This is a genomic window from Nocardia thraciensis, from assembly GCF_054782435.1.
Map to the genome: position 1 here is coordinate 287,769 of NZ_BAAGSM010000010.1, position 18,644 is coordinate 306,412.

Below are 18,644 nucleotides of genomic sequence, written 5' to 3' on the forward strand. Positions count from 1 at the left end.
TCGGCCTCGGACATGCTCTCCCTGATTCGAAATTCCGGCGCGCCGGGGGTGCCAGAGGGAGGCCCGGTGCGGGGGCATGTCGCCTGCGTGCTAATCTTTTCGGGTTGTCTCGGCGAGGGTGAGTCCTTGTGCACACCGTGATCGACGTGGCCCGGCTTCCGGCCGTCCTCGTTCGGTCTTCGCCCGACGAGCAGACCTCAGCCAGGATCAGCCCCTGGCAGCACGTAGACCGCCCGGAGAGCCGTAGGAGTTCATCAGTCATGTCCGACGCCAGCCTTCTCGAAGCCACCGTCCGCACGGAGTTCGGCAAGGGCGCCGCGCGCCGCACCCGCCGGGCCGGAAACGTGCCCGCCGTGCTGTACGGCCACGGCGCGGCCCCGCAGCACCTCTCGGTCAACGCCCAGGACTTCGCCGCCATTCTGCGTCAGCACGGCGCCAACGCGGTGCTGAACCTGGAGATCGACGGCAAGAAGCAGCTCGCGCTGACCAAGTCCGTTGTGGTGCACCCGATCCGCCGCTACATCGAGCACGCCGACCTGCTGACCATCAAGAAGGGCGAGAAGGTCGTCGCGGACGTGCACGTCGTGCTGTCCGGCGACGCCGCCGCGGGCACCCTGGTCACCCAGGACGCCACCACCATCGCCATCGAGGCCGACGCGCTGAACATCCCCGAGGAGCTCGAGGTCTCCATCGAGGGCGTCGAGGCGGGCACCCAGATCACCGCCGGGCAGATCGAGCTGCCGAAGGGCGTCACGCTGTCCGCCGATCCGGAGACCCTGATCGTCAACATCATCACCGCACCGGCCGCCGAGGCCGAGGGTGAGGGTGAGGGCGAAGAAGGGTCCGCCGAGGGCGAGAGCGCCGAATAAGAGCCTCGCGCAACGGTTTCGATGACCGAGCCGAATGCCGGTCCCGCGCTCGTGGTCGGGCTGGGTAATCCCGGTTCCGAGTACGAGCGCACCCGGCACAATGTCGGGTTCATGGTCGCCGATGTGCTCGCCGAGCGCATCGGCGGCCGGTTCACCGTGCACAAGAAGTCGGGCGCCGACCTGCTGGAGGCCCGGCTGGACGGGCGCAAGGTGCTGATCGCCAAGCCGCGCTCGTACATGAACGTCTCCGGCCGCCCGGTCGCGGCGCTGGCGCGGTTCTTCTCGGTGCCGCCCACCGAGGTGATCGCCATCCACGACGAGCTCGATCTGCCGTTCGGCACGATCCGCCTCAAGCGAGGCGGCGGCGAGGGCGGCCACAACGGATTGCGTTCCGTCTCCAGCTCGCTGACCACCAAGGACTACCTGCGGGTGCGATTCGGCATCGGCCGCCCGCCCGGCCGCCAGGACCCGGCCGACTTCGTGCTGAAGCCGTTCTCCTCGGTGGAGCGCAAGGAACTCCCGGTCTGCGTCGAACAGGCCGCCGACGCGGTCGAACTCCTACTGCGCGTCGGACTGGAGCCCGCGCAGAACCAATTGCACTGAGCGGGAATGTTATTCGCGGCCGGAGCGCAGGGCGGCGACGGCGTCGACGAAGCGGTCCAGCTCGTCGGTGGTGACGAAGCAGTGCGGGGAGGCGCGGACCACAGCGTCGAGACCGCGCGAGGTCATGTCGAGCAGGGTGGAGCCGCGGTGACTGACCGTGACGGTGATGTCCTGGTCGCGCAGGCGGTCCCGGACCTCGGTCGGCGGCACGTTGTCCACGGTGAACGACACGATGCCGCTGTGCAGGGCGCCGAGATCGCGCACGGTCACCCCGGGGACCTGCGGCAACGTCTTGCGCAGGTGTCCGGCATTGGCCGCGACCCCGGCGTAGACGTTCACGGGGCCGAGGTCGAGTAGATACCGCACGGCGGCGCCGAGGCCGAGGCGAGCGGCGACGTCGTGCTCCCAGAACTCGAAGCGCGTGGCGTCGGGCATCAGGCGGTACTCGCGCGGCGCGGTCCACTGGGCGCTGTGCAGATCCAGACGCGCGGGCTCCATGGTCGCGGCCAATTCCGGTCGCACATAGAGGAATCCGGTGCCGCGCGGCCCGCGCAGCCATTTGCGGCCGGTCGCCGACAGCGCGTCGACGTCGAGCGCGGCGACGTCGATCGGAATCTGTCCCACCGACTGGCAGGCGTCCAGCAGCACCAGCGCGCCCGCGCCGTGCGCGATCCGGGTGGCCTCGGCGACCGGATTGACCAGGCCGCCGTTGGTCGGCGCGTGCAGCAGCGACACCAGTTTCACCCGCTCGTCGACCAGTCCGGCGAGAGCGTCGAGATCGATCTGCCCGGTCGCGTCGCTGGGGATGGCCTCCACCACCGCCCCGGTGGCGCGGGCGCGCTGCAGTGCGGCGATGGCATTGCTGGCGTAATCCGCCCCCGACACCAGGATTCGGTCCCCGGCCGACAGCGGAATCGAGTAGAAGAAGTCCGCCCAGGACCGAGTCGCGCTGTCGCTCAGGGCGATCCCCGTCGGGTCGGCGTTGATCAGGGAGCCGATCGCGGACTTGACGGCGTGCAGATCGTCCAGCCGTTCATTGGCCGCCCGATAGCCGCCGATTTCGGCCTCGCGCCGCAGGTGCTCGACGACCGTGTCGACCACGATCCGGGGCGGCAGCGACGATCCGGCACTGTCGAGGAATACCGGCGACGGCCGGGTGGCATCGTCGTAGGCGGCGATGTCGGCGCGGAGGCGAGTCTGATCCAGCACCTCACCGACGATAGAAGACGATCCGAAGGTTAGATGTTTGCCCTGGTAGGGGACGGTGGTCGAGAGACCGTCACAGATTTTTCAGACTACTTGTCGGTAGCCCCCATTATTCTGGTTCGGGTCGGCGGAAGGCGGTTGGTATGGCAGTCATGGCGGTACGGGCCCCGATCGGCGCGGGCGCCGGCTTCTCCTCCCGGGCGGTGGCCGAGGCCTACGTCGGTGGCGTCTGCTTCAAACAGGGCCCACCGGCGCTGATCGGCGCCGAACTGGAGTGGCTCACCGCGCAGGGTGGGTCTTCGGCGCCGGGCGCGCGTCCCGAGCTGTCGGTGCTCGCGGATGCTCTCGGACCGTACGCGCCGCAGTCCGTCGCCCCCGATTCTCCGGCTCTGCCGCTGCCGGGGGGCAGCCGGGTCACCGTCGAACCCGGTGGTCAGATCGAACTTTCCAGCGCCCCGTTCGGGGCCGCTTCCGAATTGTGTGAGCACCTGCGCGAGGATGCGCGCCGCTTGGAGAAACTGCTCCACACCCATTCCATTCACACCGTCTCGGCCGCCGCCGATGCCGCCCGCGGTCCGTCGCGAGTGCTGCAACTGCCGCGCTACCAGGCCATGGAGCGCTGTTTCGACGGCATCGGGCCGTTCGGCCGACTCATGATGTGCAATACCGCCGCGACGCAGGTGAGCGTGGACGCGGGCGCGAATCGAGCCGAGGTGGCGGCCCGGTGGACCGCGCTCTACGCCATCGGCCCTGCCCTGCTGGCGGCCTTCGCCTGTTCGCCGGATCTGCACGGCGCGCCGACCGGCACGTGGGCCTCGCAGCGCATGCGGGCCTGGCTGCGACTCGATCACGCCCGCACCCGCCCGTCGGTGCAACACTGGTCCGATCCGGTGACCGAATACGCGCGCTGGGCCTTGGACGTGCCGCTGCTGTGCGTGCGGCAGACCGACGGCGAGGGCGACTGGGCCGCGCCGCCCGGCGCCACCTTCGCCGACTGGTTGTGCGGCGCGCTGGACGAGGAGGTCGGGCGCCGCCCCGAACAGGCCGATCTCGACTACCACCTCAGCACGATGTTCCCGCCGGTCCGGGCCTCGGGGCACCTCGAGGTGCGCTATCTCGACGCGCAGCCGGGCGAGAGCTGGAGCGTGCCGATCCACGCCCTCGACGCGCTGATGTCGACACCGGCCGTGGTCGCCGAGGCCGCCCGGGTGGCGGCGCCGGTCGCGGGGCAGTGGCTGGAGGCGGCGCGCTGTGGCCTGGCCGATCCGCAGATCCGTTCGGCGGCGGTCGATCTGCTCGCGCTCGCCGCCGAGCACGCCGCGACATCCGAAGCCGCGGAGGAACTGCACGCCGCTGTGCGCCGATGTCGCAGCGGGTGCATGCCCACCGGCGAACCGGCCGCGTACGCAGGGCCGGAGGTGGACGGTTGATGCGGCGGTACAACAGGCCGCGCACCGTCGAACGTCGTCCCGCGCGTCGCGGCGGCACCCGCATCCCGCCCGCGGCCCACCGATCCGTTCCGCTCGACGCTTGCACATCAGTACGGCTCGACGAAAGCGAAGCTCTCTCATGACTGTTCAACTCACCGGCACCGATCACGCCGAGACCGAGCGGCTGCGCGAACAGATCGCGGAGGTGCTCGTGCGGGCGCGGGCGCGCACGGCCGCGCTGACCGACTGCATCGACGAGGCGGAGTTGGTGGCGCAGCATTCGCGACTGATGAGCCCGCTGGTATGGGATCTGGCCCATATCGGCAACCAGGAGGAGCTGTGGCTGGTGCGCGATGTCGGCGGCCGGGAACCCGTGCGCGCCGATATCGATCATCTCTACGACGCGTTCCAGCATCCCCGGGCGGACCGGCCCGCGCTTGCGCTGCTGAACCCCGACGCGGCGCGCGGGTACGTCGGGTCCGTGCGGTTGAAGGTGTGGGATGTACTGTCGCACAGCGCATTGCGCGGCGCCCGCCTGGTCGACGGTGGCTTCGCCTTCGGCATGATCGCGCAGCACGAGCAGCAGCACGACGAGACCATGCTGGCCACCCACCAACTGCGCACGGGTGCGGCGGTGCTGTCCGCCGGCCCGCCACCGACGTCCCAGGCCGCCGTATCCGGCGAGGTCGTGATTCCCGCGGGCGAGTTCACGATGGGGACGTCGACCGATCCGTGGGCGCTGGACAACGAGCGCCCCGCGCACCCGGTGCACGTGCCCGGCTTCGCGATCGATGTCGCCCCGGTGACGAACGCGCAGTATCAGGAGTTCATCTCCGACGGCGGCTACGAGCGGCCCGAACTGTGGTCCGAGCGCGGGTGGGCGCATCGGCGCGAGGCGGATCTCCGCGCGCCGCAATTCTGGGAGCGCGATGGCGGGAACCGTTGGTGGCGAAGGGTTTTCGGGACGATGGAACCGGTCCGGCCGCAGCAGCCCGTGGTGCACGTGTGCTGGTTCGAGGCCGAGGCCTTCGCCGCGTGGGCCGGTAAGCGCCTGCCCACCGAGGCCGAATGGGAGAAGGCGGCGCGGTTCGATCCGGAGTCCGGGCGGACCCGTCGCTACCCCTGGGGCGACGCCGATCCCACCGAGGCCACGGCGAATCTCGGCCAGCGACACCTGGAACCGGCCGATATCGGCGCGTATCCGGCGGGTGCGTCGTCCGCGGGGGTGCATCAGCTGATCGGTGACGTCTGGGAGTGGACCGCGTCGGGTTTCGAGGCCTACCCGGGGTTCGAGGCGTTCCCGTACCGCGAATACTCCGAGGTGTTCTTCGGCGGCGACTACAAGATGCTGCGCGGCGGCTCCTTCGGCACGGATCCGGTCGCGTGCCGCGGCACCTTCCGCAATTGGGACCATCCGATCCGCCGCCAGATCTTCTCCGGCTTCCGCCTGGCCCGCGACCTCCGCCCGGACGAGCGCTGATGTGCCGCCATCTCGGCTACCTCGGCCCGCCCGTCCCCGTCGGCGACATCCTCACCCGCGGAACGCATTCCCTGCGCGCTCAATCCTGGGCGCCGCGGGAGATGCGCGGGGGCGGAACCATCAACGCCGATGGATTCGGCGTCGCGTGGTGGGTCCCGGCGGGTGCCGCTGGCGCCCCCGGACCAGGCGGCCGGGGTGTGCACGGCTCGGACCTGGCTGAGGGCGGACCGCACTCGAACGGCGTGCATGGGGCGGCCTCGGCTGAGGTCCCGGCCGGTGAGCGACTCGGTGGTGTCGCGCCGGTCGCACTCGTGGCCTCCCGATATCGCAATCCGGCGCCGATCTGGACCGATCCGGCCGTCGAGGAGGTGCTGCCGCAACTGCGGTCCACGGCCGTGCTGGGCGCGGTGCGATCGGCGACCGTCGGCATGCCCGTGGAACGCACCGCCTGTGCCCCGTTCACCCACGGCCGCTGGGCATTCAGCCACAACGGCGTCGTCCCGGACTGGCGGCGGGTGCTGACCTCCGTCGCCGCCGAATTCGACTCGCCCCCACCGGTGGAGGCGGAGTCGCTCACCGATTCGGCTGCGCTGTGGGTGATCCTGCGCGGCCTGCTGGAACCGGCCTCGCCGGACGACCCGCGGCCGGGCCATGCCGGTGTCGCGGGGCAGGCCGTTCTCACCGAAGCGGCGTCCGCTGCTCCTGCTGTCTCGAGTACGCCGGAAGCGCATGTGCGGCAGGCGGATCCCGCGCTCACCTTGCGTCGGCTGGCAGGCGTTGTGCTCGCCCGGTCGCCGCAGTCTCGACTGAACTTCCTGCTCGGCGACGGCGAAACCCTCTGGGCCACCACCGCCTACCATTCGCTGTCGGTGCTGGTCACCGACGAGGCGGCGGTGGTGGCCTCCGAACCCTACGACGACGATCCGCGGTGGCAGGCCGTCGCGGACCGGCAGCTGGTGACCGTGCGACCCGGTCATCTCGGCGTCGAGTCTCTGCAATCCGATGAATCCGAAAGGGCGCGTTCATGACCGGACCGACGTTGGAGATCCACCTGACCGACGACGACCTCACCGCGGCGCTGCGGTCGGACGCCCGGCTCGGCCTGTCCTCGACGCCGAAGTGGTTGCCGCCCAAGTGGTTCTATGATGCCCGGGGCAGCGAGCTGTTCGAGGCCATCACGCAGCTGCCCGAGTACTACCCGACCCGGACCGAGCGCGCCCTGCTGGAGCGGGTGGTCGGCGAGATCGCCCGCATCGCCCAGGCCGAGGTGCTGGTCGAGCTGGGGGCGGGCTCGGCCGCCAAGACCAGACTGCTGCTCGACGCGTTGAGCAGCGCCGGCCCGCTGAAAACCTATGTTCCGCAGGACGTCTCGGTGTCGGCGCTGCGTGGCGCGGCCGAACAGGTCGGCGTGGAGTTCCCCGCGCTGGCCGTGCACGGCGTGGTCAGCGACTTCACCGACACCCTGCATAACCTGCCCCGCGGCGGCCGTCGCATGATCGCCTTCCTGGGCGGCACCCTCGGCAATCTGGTCCCCGCCGAGCGCGCCGAATTCCTGTCCGGCGTCCAGGAGGTGCTCGAACCGGGAGAGCAGGTGCTGCTCGGCGCGGGCCTGGTGACCTCGCCCGAGGTGCTGGTTCCGGCCTACGACGACGCTTCCGGGGTGACCGCCGAGTTCAACCGGAATGTGCTGCATGTGTTGAACTCTCGGCTGCGCGCCGATTTCGATCCGGACGGCTTCCGGCACGTGGCCCTGTGGGACGCGGAGAACGAGTGGATCGAGATGCGGCTCGAGGCCACCCGCGCGATGACCGCCACGGTGGCCGACCTCGATCTCCCGGTGCGCTTCGACGCGGGCGAGCAGATGCGCACCGAGATCTCCGCCAAGTTCCGGATCGACGGGCTCACAGCGGAATTGAATGCCGCCGGATTCGACACCGAGCAGGTGTGGACGGACGCGGACGACCGCTTCGCGCTGGTCCTGGCGGCCCGCCGCTGAATCGTCAGCGGCTGAGTTCTCCCACCACCGCGCCCAGCCACTCGACGATCGGGCGCATGGTTTCCCAGGACTTGCGGATTTCCTTGGCCGCGCGCGGGGTCTCCAGCCAATCAGGGGCGCCGAACTCCTTGCTGACCACCAGCGTCTTGTGCCGGAGCAGGTCGATGCGCGGGTGGTCGGCGGGGTAGCCCTTGGGGCGGGTTGTGAGCTTCTCACCGCCGAGGGTGTACCCGGCCTTCGTCACCCTGGCGAGGATCTTCTCGAGCTCCACCCCGCGCACCTCGTCGTCGATGGTGCTGCGCAGGCGCGCAAGCTGTGCCGGGGAACCGCCGTAGAGCCCACCGGCGACGAACAGCCCCGGCGCGCCGATCTGGACGTACCATCCCGCACCCTGCGCGGTGTGGACGACCGCGCCCTGATGGTTCTTGTACGGCGTCTTGTCCTTGGAGAATCGCACGTCTCGGTAGGGGCGGAAGATCTTGGCCGGGCCGAAGTCGGCCTCCAGTTCGGCCACCAGCGCGGCCATCGGCTCCTTCACGGCCTGCTCGTAGACATGCTTGTTGGCGTTCCAGAACGCCTTCGAATTATCGGCCTCGAGATCCTCGTAGAAGTCCAGCCCCGCAACCGGAAACCCCGCGAACGTGCACATGGGTCAAACCTAACCCGACGCGCATACCTCCGTGTTCCCGCCCGCGTTCCTTTCATCGCGGCGCGCATACCTTCCATGTCCCGGCGTGCTTTTTGCCGGGACTCAGTCCTTGGGCTCGTTGCGGACCTCGATGGCGGCCACCTCGGCCGGGCGCTCGTCCTCCGTGCGCTCCTCGTCACGGTGGCGGCGACGCGTCCACTCCTGGTCGAGCTCGCTGGCGATGCCCAGGCGGCCGGTGTCCTCGTTCTCGTGGTAGCGGATGACCAGGTCGTCGGGCGGGTCGGTGATGTAGCGCTCGTACTCGCGGACCTCGTCGGCCTGCTCGTCCTCGCCCATGTCGTAGTCCAGGTCCTCGCGCTCCTCATCGCCCATCTCGAACACCTCGTCCATCAACCGGTTGTCGTCGGGTCCGTCGGCCATGACGCCCACCTCTCTCGCAGGCCAGCTCACCGCTAGCAAACCGCCGTGAACTACCTACAACGCTACCGCCGATTACGTACGAGGCGCGAGAACGAAGGAGATCCCGGCCAAAGCACGCCGGGAAATGAAGTGGGCAGCACGCCGGGAAACGAGAGAGCTGCACGCCGGGAAGTGAGGGGCAAAGAGCCGGGGAGTGAGGGGACAGCGGGCCGGGGAGTGAGGGGACAGCGCGCCGGGAAGTGAGAGAGCAGCGCGCCGGGGAGTGAGAGAGCTGCACGCCGGGGAGTGAGTGGGCAACGAGCCGGGAAGTGAGTGGGCAGCGTGCCGGGAGTGGGTGGGCAACGAGCCGGGAGTGGGTGGGCAGCGAGTTGGGCAGCGTGCCGGGAGTGGGTGGGCAGCACGCCGGGAAGCGAGGGGGCAGTACGCCGGGAAGTGAGGGGGCAGCGCGCCGGGAAGTGAGGGGCAGGCGCCGGAAATGGAGGTTGGATGGTCGGCGCGCCGGAATGGCGGGGTGACCCGTCATTCCGGCGTGTTTTTGGCCGGAATCTAGGCGGAGCCGTTGAACAGGCCGGTTACGGATCCGTTTTCGAAGACCTCGCGGATGGTGCGGGCCAGGAGCGGGGCGATCGTCAGGACCGTCAGCGAGGGGAACTTCTTGTCCTCGGTGATCGGCAGGGTGTTGGTGACGATCACTTCCCGGGCGCCGCAGGCCGACAGACGCTCGGCGGCCGGGTTGGACAGCACGCCGTGGGTGGCGGCGATGACCACGTCACCGGCACCGGCCTCGCGCAGTACGCGCACGGCCTCGGCGATGGTGCCGCCGGTGTCGATCATGTCGTCGATCAGGATGCAGGTACGGCCATCCACGTCACCGACCGGCCGATGCGACTTGACCTGGTTGGGCACCAGCGGGTCTCGGGTCTTGTGGATGAACGCCACGGGTGCGCCGCCCAGCGAATCGGCCCACTTCTCGGCGACCTTCACGCGGCCCGCGTCCGGGGAGACGACGGTGATGTTGTCGAGCGTGTAGTGCTGGCGCACGTACTCCGACAACTGCACCAACGCGTGCATGTGATCGACCGGGCCGTCGAAGAAGCCCTGGATCTGATCGGTGTGCAGATCGACGGTGATGATCCGGTCCGAGCCCGCGGTCTTGAGCAGGTCGGCGACCAGGCGGGCGGAGATGGGTTCGCGGCCGCGGTGCTTCTTGTCCTGCCGGGCATAGGGATAGAACGGCAGCACCGAGGTGATGCGCTTGGCGGAGCCGCGCTTGAGCGCGTCGAGCATGATGAGATGCTCCATCAACCATTCGTTCAGCGGGGCCGGGAAGCTTTGCAGCACAAAGGCGTCCGAGCCGCGCACCGACTCCTCGAACCGGACGAACGTCTCTCCGTTGGCAAAATCGCGGGCGGTTTGCGGGGTGATGGGAACGTCGAGTTCCTTCGCAACCTGCTCGGACAACTCGGGGTGGGCGCGCCCCGAGAACAGCATCAGGTTTTTGTGGTTATCGGTCGAGAACGCGGTCACTCTCTGTTGCCATCCTTTTGCTCGATTGCTTGACTCGACGTGTCATTGGCCGCGTTTACGTCCGCCGCCGCCTGCGCCGCAGCGGTCCCGGGTCGGTTCCGCTGCACCCAGCCCTCGATATTGCGCTGTGCCCCGCCCGACACCGCGAGTGCGCCCGGTGGGACGTTTCTACGCAGCACAGTACCTGCTCCGGTATAGGCTCCGTCACCGACCGTCACAGGTGCGACGAACATATTGTCGCTGCCCGTGCGCACGTGCGATCCGATCACCGTATGGTGCTTGTTCACCCCGTCGTAGTTCACGAACACGCTGGACGCACCGATGTTGCTGTACTCGCCGATGGTGGCGTCGCCGACGTAGGTCAGATGCGGCACCTTGGAGTGCGCACCGATGGTCGCGTTCTTGGACTCGACGAAGGCTCCGAGCTTGCCCGAGGTCCCGACGATGGTGCCCGGGCGCAGATAGGCGAAGGGGCCGATGGATGCGCCGGAGCCGATGGTCGCACCCTCGCCGTGCGTGCGCACCACCTTCGCCCCGTCGCCGACCACCACATCGGTGAGCGTGGAATCGGGCCCGATCTCGGCATCCTCACCGATGACCGTATTCCCGAGCAGCTGTACACCCGGGCGCAGCGTGGCGTCGCGGCCGATCCGCACCCCGGCGTCCACCCAGGTGGTGGCCGGATCGATGACGGTGACCCCGGCCCGCATATGCCGTTCCAGGATGTAGCGGTTGAAGATTCGCGCGGCATCGGCCATCTGCACCCGGTCGTTGACCCCGGTCACCTTGGCGGAGTCGACCAGCCGCGCGCCGTGCACCGGGTTCCCGGCCTGGCGCGCCAGCTTCAGCACATCGGTCAGGTACAGCTCGTGCTGGGCGTTGGCCGTGGTGAGGCGGCCGATCATGGTGCGCAGCACGGCCGCGTCGAAAACGTAGACGCCGGAATTGACCTCGGTGAGGGCCGCCTGCTCGGGCGTCGCGTCGGCGTGTTCGACGATCTCGAGCATGCGGCCGTCGGCGTCGCGGACGATGCGGCCGTAGCCGTTCGGGTCGTCGGGCTCGAAGGTCAGCACGGTCACCGCGGAGGGTTCCGGGTAGCTGCGGTGCTCGGCGAGCAGGGCGGACAGCGTGTCGCCGTCCAGCAGCGGAACGTCGGCGGAGGTGACCAGCAGATCCCCGGCGAACCCCGCCGGCAGCGCCGCCAGCGCGCACTGCACCGCGTGCCCGGTGCCCAGCTGCCGCTCCTGCACCGCCGGTGTGATCTCGCGACCGAGTTCCGCCGCAACGGAATTCATCGCCGCGCCCACCTGCTCGCGATCATGCCCGATCACGGTGATCAGATAGGCGGGGTCGATCTCGTTCGCCGCATGCAACGCGTGTGCGAGCATGCTGCGTCCGGCCAGCGAATGCAGCACCTTGGGTGTCTTCGACCGCATTCGAGTTCCGGCACCGGCGGCGAGAACGACGACGGCGGTCTGCTGTGGCATGGATCTCCCTCGGCTGCCTGTCCTCGTGTGGGCTGTCCTCGGTCCTGTCGGACACTGGTCCTTTCGGACGCTGCCGACCGACCATAGTCGCCGGGTCGGCCTGTCTCGATCACCGTGCCCCCGAGCTCCGCCGCCAGGACTCGAACCTGGACTAACTGAACCAAAATCAGTGGTGCTGCCATTACACTACGGCGGATTATCGCACCGGCGGACCCTCGGATCCGTCGCTGCGCCACGGCACGCGGGAATGATCCTCGCATGCCGAGGCCGTTACGTCGAACCGCTCCACGCCGCTCGATGGCCGGGAACCGCCACCCGGAGTTGCGGCGGCCGAGGCGTCTGGAAGAGTTATCGGTCGATCGGGACGGGATTCGCAGGGAGGCGGCGCTGCATGACTTCGAGTGAGGCGAGTCGGGCACCGCGCCCCCGCATGACCGGAACCCAGCGCCGCCAGCAGCTGATCGAGATCGGCCGCGCGCTGTTCGCCGAGCGCGGCTACGACGCCACCTCCATCGAGGAGATCGCGCAGCGCGCCCAGGTCTCCAAACCCGTTGTGTACGAACACTTCGGGGGCAAGGAGGGCCTGTACGCCGTGGTCGTCGACCGGGAGATGTCGACGCTGCTGGACATGATCACTTCCTCGCTCACGCAGAATCGCTCCCGAGTCCGCCTGGAACAGGTGGCACTGGCGTTGCTGACCTACATGGAGGAGCGCACGGACGGCTTCCGCATCCTGATGCGCGACCAACCCGTGTCGGCGGCGGTGGGCACCTACTCGAGCCTGCTGAACGAGGCGGTCAATCAGGTGGCCCATATTCTCGGCGGCGATTTCGAGCGTCGCGGCTTCGACATCAGCCTCGCCACGCTCTACGCGCAGGCGCTGGTCGGGATGGTGGCTACGGCCGCGACCTGGTGGCTGGACGAGCGGCAGCCCTCCAAAGAGGTGGTCGCCGCGCACCTGGTGAACCTGTGTTGGAACGGTCTGACCCACCTGGAAGCCAAACCGCAACTGACCTCCGAATGGCCCAGCGGGACAGCGACCTAGCGGGCGCGACGCGGACTCGGGCGCGCGACGCGCCGACTCGGAGGGAAGAACTGGACGGTTAACCCAAAATTTGCGAAGGAGGCTGGTCCGAATGCTCGATTCCACTGACTCGGGCCTGTCGGGTGGTACGGTTCACCCATCCTTCGAGTGCTGTTCGAGCTGAGTTGTCGGTCTACTTCGGGATGTCGGTCTACTTCAGGATGGCTGGTTTGATGACAGGCGGATCTGATGGCTAGGCAAGCGCGTGCGGAGATCACTCGCGATTCCGTCCTTGCGGGCGCGGCCGATGTCTTCCTGCGGCTGGGTTACGCGAACGCGAGCCTGAGCGAGATCATCGCACAGTCCAATGTGACCAAGGGCGCCTTGTACTTTCACTTCGGCTCCAAGGAGGAGCTGGCGCGCGCCGTGGTGGATCAGGGCAACGAGCGGCTGGTGAGCGCCTGCCAGGGATTCTTCGATCCCCGGGTGCCCGCGCTCGAGGCCAGCATCGGCATCACATACGTGGTCGCCGACCTCTCCATGAACGATCCGATGGTGGGCGCCATGCTCAAGCTCACCCACCAGATCGGCGACTACCGCGGGGCCAGCGGCGAGAACATCGCCAAGACCTGGGGCGAGACGCACCGGTTGCTGGCCGAGCGGGCCATCGCCCAGGGCGACCTGAAACCGGACCTGGAGCCCGACACCATCGGCCTGCTACTGCAGGAGATGTCCTCCGGCGTGCACATCACCGCCGTCGGCACCGACTCCATCGATCAGATGGCCACCCGCATGGAGCGGGTCTGGTACTTCCTGCTGCCATCGATCGTCCCGGACGAGAAGGTGGCGTACTTCCGCGAGTTCGCGGCCAGGCGATTACGCCGTTACGTACCCTGAGGCCGTCCCTTTGAGTGGTACCGAAAGTTCGTACGACTGTGGTACGATTTTTTGGTACCAGAACGAGGAGGTCTTTCGATGGCTATCAGCGCGAGTGAAGCTCGTACCAGGTTGTTTCCGCTGATCCAGCAGGTAAACGACGACCACGTGCCGGTGCGCATCAACTCCAAGGGGGGTGATGCCGTGCTCATGTCGGCTGACGACTATGACTCCTGGCAGGAGACCATTTACTTGCTGCGCTCGCCAGCTGACGCCAAGCGCCTTCTCGAGGCCATCGCATGGGATAAGTCTGGTGCGCCCGGTGTCGTCAAAACAATGGAGGAGCTGCAGGCCATGGTGGGTGATGAGTGAGGTCTGTGCACTTCAGTCCCGGTGCTTGGGAGGACATGCTGCACTGGCTCGGCGCCGACGTGAAGCTTGCCAAGCGGATCGGACGTCTCATCGCAGAGATCGAGCGCGATCCTTTCGCCGGTATCGGTAAGCCTGAGCCGTTGAAGGGGCAGTTGAAGGCCTACTGGTCACGGCGTATCGATGACGAACATCGGCTGGTCTATGGGGTCGATGATTCGGAAGTTCGAGTTCTGAAGATGAGATCCCACTACGGGCGCTGACTGCCGGAGACCGCCGCTGCGGGGGCGCAACGCACCGGACGACGAGGCATGTCGGAGGTGGTGATTAGACTCGATTGGCCGTCCTCAATTGCCCGCTCGCGCCAGGAGTCTGCCTCATGCCCACCCATCGTCCACCTCTTGCGGGACTGGCCGCGGTGGCCGGTGCCGATGCCGCGCTGTCGCAGGTAGAGAACCTGATCGGGCGCTCGCCCGTGCAGTTGGTGGCGCCGTCGGCGGTGCGGCCGTTCGTGGCCGCGACCATCGCCGGGCAGGCTCCGCTGGTGGTGGTGACCGCGACGGGGCGCGAGGCCGACGATCTGACGGTCGAGCTGAGCGAGATGCTCGGCGCGGGCGTGGCCCTGTTCCCGTCCTGGGAGACGCTGCCGCACGAGCGGCTGTCGCCGAGCGCCGATACGGTGGGCCGGCGGCTGCAGGTGCTGCGGCGCCTGGCGCACCCCGAGGACCCGGTGCAGACCGAGCCGCTACGGGTGGTGGTGACCACGGTGCGTTCGCTGATGCAGCCGATGGCGGCCGGGCTCGGCGATATCGAGCCGATCGCGCTGCGCGTCGGCACCGAGTACGACTTCGACGATTTGACCACCCGCCTGGTCGAATTCGCCTACGAGCGGGTGGACATGGTGGGCAAGCGCGGCGAATTCGCCGTGCGCGGCGGCATTCTCGACCTCTTCCCGCCGACCGCCGACCACCCGGTGCGCGTGGAGTTCTGGGGCGACGAGGTCACCGAGCTGCGCCCGTTCTCGGTGGCCGACCAGCGGTCGCTGCCCGAGGTCGAGGTGGATGTCGTTGTGGCGCAACCGTGCCGGGAGCTGCTGCTGACCGACGACCTGCGGTTGCGGGCCGCCGAGGTGGCCGCGGAGAACCCGGCCGATGCGGCACTGGTCGAGATGCTGGAGAAGCTCTCCCAGGGTATTCCGGTCGAGGGTATGGAGGCGCTGCTGCCGGTGCTGCGGCCGCAGGGCCTGCAACTGCTCACCGAGGTGCTGCCGCCGCGAACCCATGTGCTGCTGTGTGATCCGGAGAAGGTCCGCACCCGCGCCGCCGACCTGGTCCGCACCGGGCAGGAGTTCCTGGAGGCGTCGTGGACCGCGGCCTCGTTCGGCGGCGCGGCGCCGCTGGGGGCGCACGGTCTGGACCTGGCGGCCTCGTCCTACCGCGGGCTGGACGTGATCCACGCGAGCGCGGACGCCCGCGACCTGCCGTGGTGGACACTGAGCCCACTGGCCGCCGACGATCCCGCCGAGGTGGTGCTGCCGGTGCTCGCCGCGCCCGCCGCCCGGGGCTCCGAGGAACTGGTGGCGACGGTCTTCGCCTCGCTGCGCGCCCACGTGTCCACCGGCGGTCGCGCCGTGATCGTGGTCGCCGGACACGGCACGGCGCAACGCATCCAGGAGCGCCTCGCCGACGCCGAGGTGCCCGCGGCGTCGCTGGATCCGGGCGCCGAGCCGGTTCCCGGGCTGGTCGGGGTGCTGTGCGGATCGCTGCACGACGGCATCGTGTTCGACGACGCCCAGCTCGTCGTCGTCGCCGAATCCGACCTCACCGGCAACCGGGTCACCGCACCCGCCGAGGGCAAGAAACTGCCCGCGCGCCGCCGCAACCAGGTGGACCCGCTGGCGCTGTCCGCGGGCGATCTGGTGGTGCACGACCAGCACGGCATCGGCCGGTTCGTGGAGATGATCGAGCGCACCGTCGGCGGGGCGCGCCGCGAGTACCTGGTAATCGAGTACGCGCCCGGTAAACGCGGACAACCGGGGGACCGGCTGTACGTGCCGATGGATTCGCTGGATCAGCTGTCGCGGTACGTGGGCGGCGAGATGCCCGGCCTGTCCAAGCTGGGCGGTTCCGACTGGGCGAATACGAAACGCAAGGCCCGCAAGGCGGTTCGGGAGATCGCCACCGAGCTGGTGCAGCTGTACGCCGCCCGGCAGGCGGCCCCCGGCCACGCCTTCGGCCCCGACACGCCGTGGCAGCAGGAGATGGAGGACGCGTTCGCCTTCACCGAGACCGTCGACCAGCTGACCGCCATCGCCGAGGTGAAGTCCGATATGGAGAAGGCGGTCCCGATGGACCGCGTCATCTGCGGTGACGTCGGCTACGGCAAGACCGAGATCGCGGTGCGGGCGGCGTTCAAGGCCGTGCAGGACGGCAAGCAGGTCGCGGTCCTGGTGCCGACGACGCTGCTGGCGCAGCAGCATCTGCAGACCTTTCAAGAGCGGGTCGGGGGGTTCCCCGTGACGGTGAAGGGGCTGTCGCGTTTCACCGATCCGGGCGAATCGCGACAGGTGCTGGAGGGCATGGCCTCCGGCGAGGTCGACATCGTCGTCGGCACGCATCGCCTGCTGCAGACCGGGATCCGGTGGAAGGAACTCGGCCTGGTCGTCATCGACGAGGAGCAGCGGTTCGGCGTCGAGCACAAGGAGCACATCAAGGCGCTGCGCACCCACGTCGACGTGCTGACCATGTCGGCCACCCCGATTCCGCGCACCCTGGAGATGAGCCTCGCGGGCATCCGCGAGATGTCGACCATCCTCACCCCGCCCGAGGAGCGCCATCCCGTGCTCACCTACGTCGGCGCCTACAACGACAAGCAGGTCGCCGCCGCGATCCGGCGCGAGCTGCTGCGCGACGGCCAGGTGTTCTACGTGCACAATCGGGTGTCATCGATCGACAAGGCCGCCAAGCACATTCGCGAGCTGGTGCCCGAGGCGCGGGTGGTGGTGGCGCACGGCCAGATGAACGAGGACCGGTTGGAGAAGACGGTGCAGGGCTTCTGGGAGCGCGAATACGACGTGCTGGTGTGCACCACGATCATCGAGACCGGGCTCGACATCTCCAACGCCAATACGCTGATCGTGGAACGCGCCGACGCGCTGGGCCTCTCGCAGCTGCACCAGTTGCGCGGCCGCGTGGGGCGCAGCCGCGAGCGCGGATACTCCTACTTCCTGTATCCGCCGGAGAAGCCGCTCACCGAGACCGCCTACGACCGCCTGGCGACCATCTCCCAGAACTCCGACCTGGGCGCGGGTATGGCGGTGGCGATGAAGGACCTCGAGATTCGCGGCGCGGGCAACGTGCTCGGCGCCGAACAGTCCGGACATGTGGCCGGGGTCGGTTTCGATCTCTATGTCCGGCTGGTCGGCGAGGCCGTGGAGGCGTACCGCGCCGCCGCCGACGGTCGTCCGATCAGCACCGACGAGGAGATCAAGGAGGTGCGCATCGACCTGCCGGTGGACGCGCACATCCCGCCGGACTACATCGCCAGCGACCGGCTGCGGCTGGAGGCGTATCGCAAACTCGCCGCGGCACAGGACGATTCGGGCCTGGCCGGGGTGGTCGAGGAGTTGGTCGACCGCTACGGGCCGCTGCCGGTGGAGGTCGGGCGCCTCGTGTCGGTGGCCAAGCTGCGGCTGCTGTGCCGCGAGTACGGGATCACCGAGGTGGGCGTCAGCGGTACCACGCTGAAGCTCTCGCCGATCCAGCTGCCCGATTCGAAACAGTTGCGGCTCGAGCGTTTGTACCCCAACGCCACCTACCGGCCCACCACCTCGATCGTGCAGCTGCCGCTGCCGCGCGTGGAGGACAGCGTCGGCGCGGCCCGGGTCCGGGACGTGCAGGTGCTGCAGTTCGTCGCCGATCTGCTGTTGGCGCTGGACGGAAAGCCCCAGGGCACGGTGGATCTGCGCGTCGCCACCGAGGTGATGGCAACGCGATGAGTGCGGGTAACGGCGCCGATCCCGCCGCGGCGGATTCGGCGCGACTGGCGCACGGCCTCGCCGAGGCGGTCGAGGTGATGGACCGGCTGTGGAGTTTCGGCGGCTGGGAGGTCACCCAGACCCACGATTCGCTGCGGCCGTACCTGCTGGAGGAGACCTACGAGCTGCTCGACGCCATCCAGCACGGCGATGTGGACACCATCCGGGAGGAACTGGGCGACCTGCTGCTGCAGGTGCTGTTCCACTCCCGGATCGCCGAGGCCGCAGGCGAATTCACCGTCGACGACGTGGCCGCCGCGCTGGTGGCCAAGCTGACGCACCGCAGCCCCCACCTGCTCGACGGCGGGATCGACCCCGGTGCGAGCATCGAGGAGAAGATCGCCGCTCAGGAAAGTGCCTGGGAGGAACGGAAAGCCAGCGAGAAGGCCCGCCGCTCCTGCCTGGACGGCATCGCCATGGCCCAACCGGCCCTGGCCCTAGCCGAGAAGATCCGCACTCGCAGCCTGAAGGCGGGCCTGCCCGAGGACCTGATCCCCGACGACCTGCGCGTAGTGCACCTCGGCGGCGACGACAGCGCCGAAGAGCGTCTACGCAAAGCGACTGTGGCGTTCGCCGGGCGGCTTCGCGCGGCTGAAGACGCGGCCGAAGCGGCTCGCGGCGAACGCACGGCACTCACCGAGGAAGACTGGCACACCCATTGGCCGAGCTGAG

General features: G+C 68.8%; 17 protein-coding genes and 1 tRNA gene. 12 read left to right on the plus strand and 6 right to left on the minus strand.

What is annotated here, in order from left to right:
- Window positions 1-260: 260 nt before the first annotated feature.
- Together ACYVLQ_RS04455 and pth are read left to right on the plus strand one after the other, a co-directional pair.
- Window positions 261-869: a 50S ribosomal protein L25/general stress protein Ctc gene (locus ACYVLQ_RS04455; RefSeq protein ID WP_460696069.1), complete on the plus strand. Its 609-nt coding sequence runs from the start codon at window positions 261-263 to the stop codon at window positions 867-869.
- A 21-nt stretch (window positions 870-890) separates the two neighbouring features.
- Entirely contained in the window at window positions 891-1,472 is a 582-nt protein-coding gene (pth, locus tag ACYVLQ_RS04460; protein WP_460696070.1) for an aminoacyl-tRNA hydrolase, read from the plus strand.
- 9 nt (window positions 1,473-1,481) lie between these two features.
- On the opposite strand, the gene ACYVLQ_RS04465 is transcribed toward pth, so the two are convergent.
- The gene (locus ACYVLQ_RS04465; RefSeq protein ID WP_460696071.1) at window positions 1,482-2,681 is read right to left on the minus strand and encodes an aminotransferase class V-fold PLP-dependent enzyme; all 1,200 of its coding nucleotides are present in this window, start codon (window positions 2,679-2,681) and stop codon (window positions 1,482-1,484) included.
- A gap of 149 nt (window positions 2,682-2,830) precedes the next feature.
- Here ACYVLQ_RS04465 and egtA point away from each other — a divergent pair, with 149 nt between their 5' ends.
- The 4 genes from egtA to egtD all read left to right on the plus strand — a co-directional run bounded on the left by egtA (window position 2,831) and on the right by egtD (window position 7,584).
- Window positions 2,831-4,108, plus strand: coding sequence for an ergothioneine biosynthesis glutamate--cysteine ligase EgtA (gene egtA, locus ACYVLQ_RS04470; protein WP_460696187.1), 1,278 nt, complete (start codon window positions 2,831-2,833; stop codon window positions 4,106-4,108).
- Between the two features lie 139 nt (window positions 4,109-4,247).
- Window positions 4,248-5,588 (plus strand): ergothioneine biosynthesis protein EgtB, encoded by a 1,341-nt coding sequence (egtB, locus tag ACYVLQ_RS04475; RefSeq protein ID WP_460696072.1) that lies wholly within the window; start codon window positions 4,248-4,250, stop codon window positions 5,586-5,588.
- Entirely contained in the window at window positions 5,588-6,616 is a 1,029-nt protein-coding gene (locus tag ACYVLQ_RS04480) for a class II glutamine amidotransferase domain-containing protein (protein ID WP_460696073.1), read from the plus strand. The genes egtB and ACYVLQ_RS04480 overlap by 1 nt, the downstream gene beginning before the upstream one ends.
- Window positions 6,613-7,584, plus strand: a complete 972-nt coding sequence (gene egtD / locus ACYVLQ_RS04485; RefSeq protein ID WP_460696074.1) for an L-histidine N(alpha)-methyltransferase — start codon at window positions 6,613-6,615, stop codon at window positions 7,582-7,584. The genes ACYVLQ_RS04480 and egtD overlap by 4 nt, the downstream gene beginning before the upstream one ends.
- A gap of 4 nt (window positions 7,585-7,588) precedes the next feature.
- Here the strand turns inward: egtD and ACYVLQ_RS04490 are convergent, their stop codons facing one another.
- The 5 genes from ACYVLQ_RS04490 to ACYVLQ_RS04510 form a co-directional block, all read right to left on the minus strand.
- Entirely contained in the window at window positions 7,589-8,233 is a 645-nt protein-coding gene (locus tag ACYVLQ_RS04490; protein WP_460696075.1) for a DUF2461 domain-containing protein, read from the minus strand.
- A 102-nt stretch (window positions 8,234-8,335) separates the two neighbouring features.
- Window positions 8,336-8,653, minus strand: a complete 318-nt coding sequence (locus ACYVLQ_RS04495) for a hypothetical protein (protein ID WP_460696076.1) — start codon at window positions 8,651-8,653, stop codon at window positions 8,336-8,338.
- A 546-nt stretch (window positions 8,654-9,199) separates the two neighbouring features.
- A complete protein-coding gene (locus ACYVLQ_RS04500; RefSeq protein WP_460696077.1) occupies window positions 9,200-10,180 on the minus strand; it encodes a ribose-phosphate diphosphokinase in 981 nt (326 codons plus the stop codon).
- Window positions 10,177-11,667 carry a bifunctional UDP-N-acetylglucosamine diphosphorylase/glucosamine-1-phosphate N-acetyltransferase GlmU gene (gene glmU / locus ACYVLQ_RS04505; RefSeq protein ID WP_460696078.1) on the minus strand — a complete coding sequence of 497 codons (1,491 nt, stop codon included), beginning with the start codon at window positions 11,665-11,667 and terminating at the stop codon, window positions 10,177-10,179. The genes ACYVLQ_RS04500 and glmU overlap by 4 nt, the downstream gene beginning before the upstream one ends.
- A gap of 125 nt (window positions 11,668-11,792) precedes the next feature.
- Window positions 11,793-11,863, minus strand: a tRNA-Gln gene (locus ACYVLQ_RS04510).
- A 234-nt stretch (window positions 11,864-12,097) separates the two neighbouring features.
- On the opposite strand from ACYVLQ_RS04510, the gene ACYVLQ_RS04515 reads away from it, so the two are divergent.
- The 6 genes from ACYVLQ_RS04515 to ACYVLQ_RS04540 all read left to right on the plus strand — a co-directional run bounded on the left by ACYVLQ_RS04515 (window position 12,098) and on the right by ACYVLQ_RS04540 (window position 18,643).
- Window positions 12,098-12,712, plus strand: a complete 615-nt coding sequence (locus ACYVLQ_RS04515) for a TetR/AcrR family transcriptional regulator (protein WP_460696079.1) — start codon at window positions 12,098-12,100, stop codon at window positions 12,710-12,712.
- Window positions 12,713-12,940: 228 nt separating this feature from the next.
- Window positions 12,941-13,588, plus strand: a complete 648-nt coding sequence (locus ACYVLQ_RS04520) for a TetR family transcriptional regulator (RefSeq protein ID WP_460696080.1) — start codon at window positions 12,941-12,943, stop codon at window positions 13,586-13,588.
- A gap of 78 nt (window positions 13,589-13,666) precedes the next feature.
- Window positions 13,667-13,939, plus strand: a complete 273-nt coding sequence (locus tag ACYVLQ_RS04525) for a type II toxin-antitoxin system Phd/YefM family antitoxin (RefSeq protein WP_460696081.1) — start codon at window positions 13,667-13,669, stop codon at window positions 13,937-13,939.
- Window positions 13,936-14,199 carry a Txe/YoeB family addiction module toxin gene (locus tag ACYVLQ_RS04530; RefSeq protein WP_460696082.1) on the plus strand — a complete coding sequence of 88 codons (264 nt, stop codon included), beginning with the start codon at window positions 13,936-13,938 and terminating at the stop codon, window positions 14,197-14,199. Before ACYVLQ_RS04525 ends, ACYVLQ_RS04530 begins: the two co-directional genes overlap by 4 nt.
- 116 nt (window positions 14,200-14,315) lie before the next feature.
- Complete coding sequence (mfd, locus tag ACYVLQ_RS04535; protein ID WP_460696083.1) at window positions 14,316-17,933, plus strand: transcription-repair coupling factor; 3,618 nt, start codon at window positions 14,316-14,318, stop codon at window positions 17,931-17,933.
- On the plus strand, window positions 17,930-18,643 hold the full coding sequence (locus ACYVLQ_RS04540; protein WP_460696084.1) for a nucleoside triphosphate pyrophosphohydrolase: 714 nt from the start codon (window positions 17,930-17,932) through the stop codon (window positions 18,641-18,643). The genes mfd and ACYVLQ_RS04540 overlap by 4 nt, the downstream gene beginning before the upstream one ends.
- Window position 18,644 lies beyond the last annotated feature (1 nt).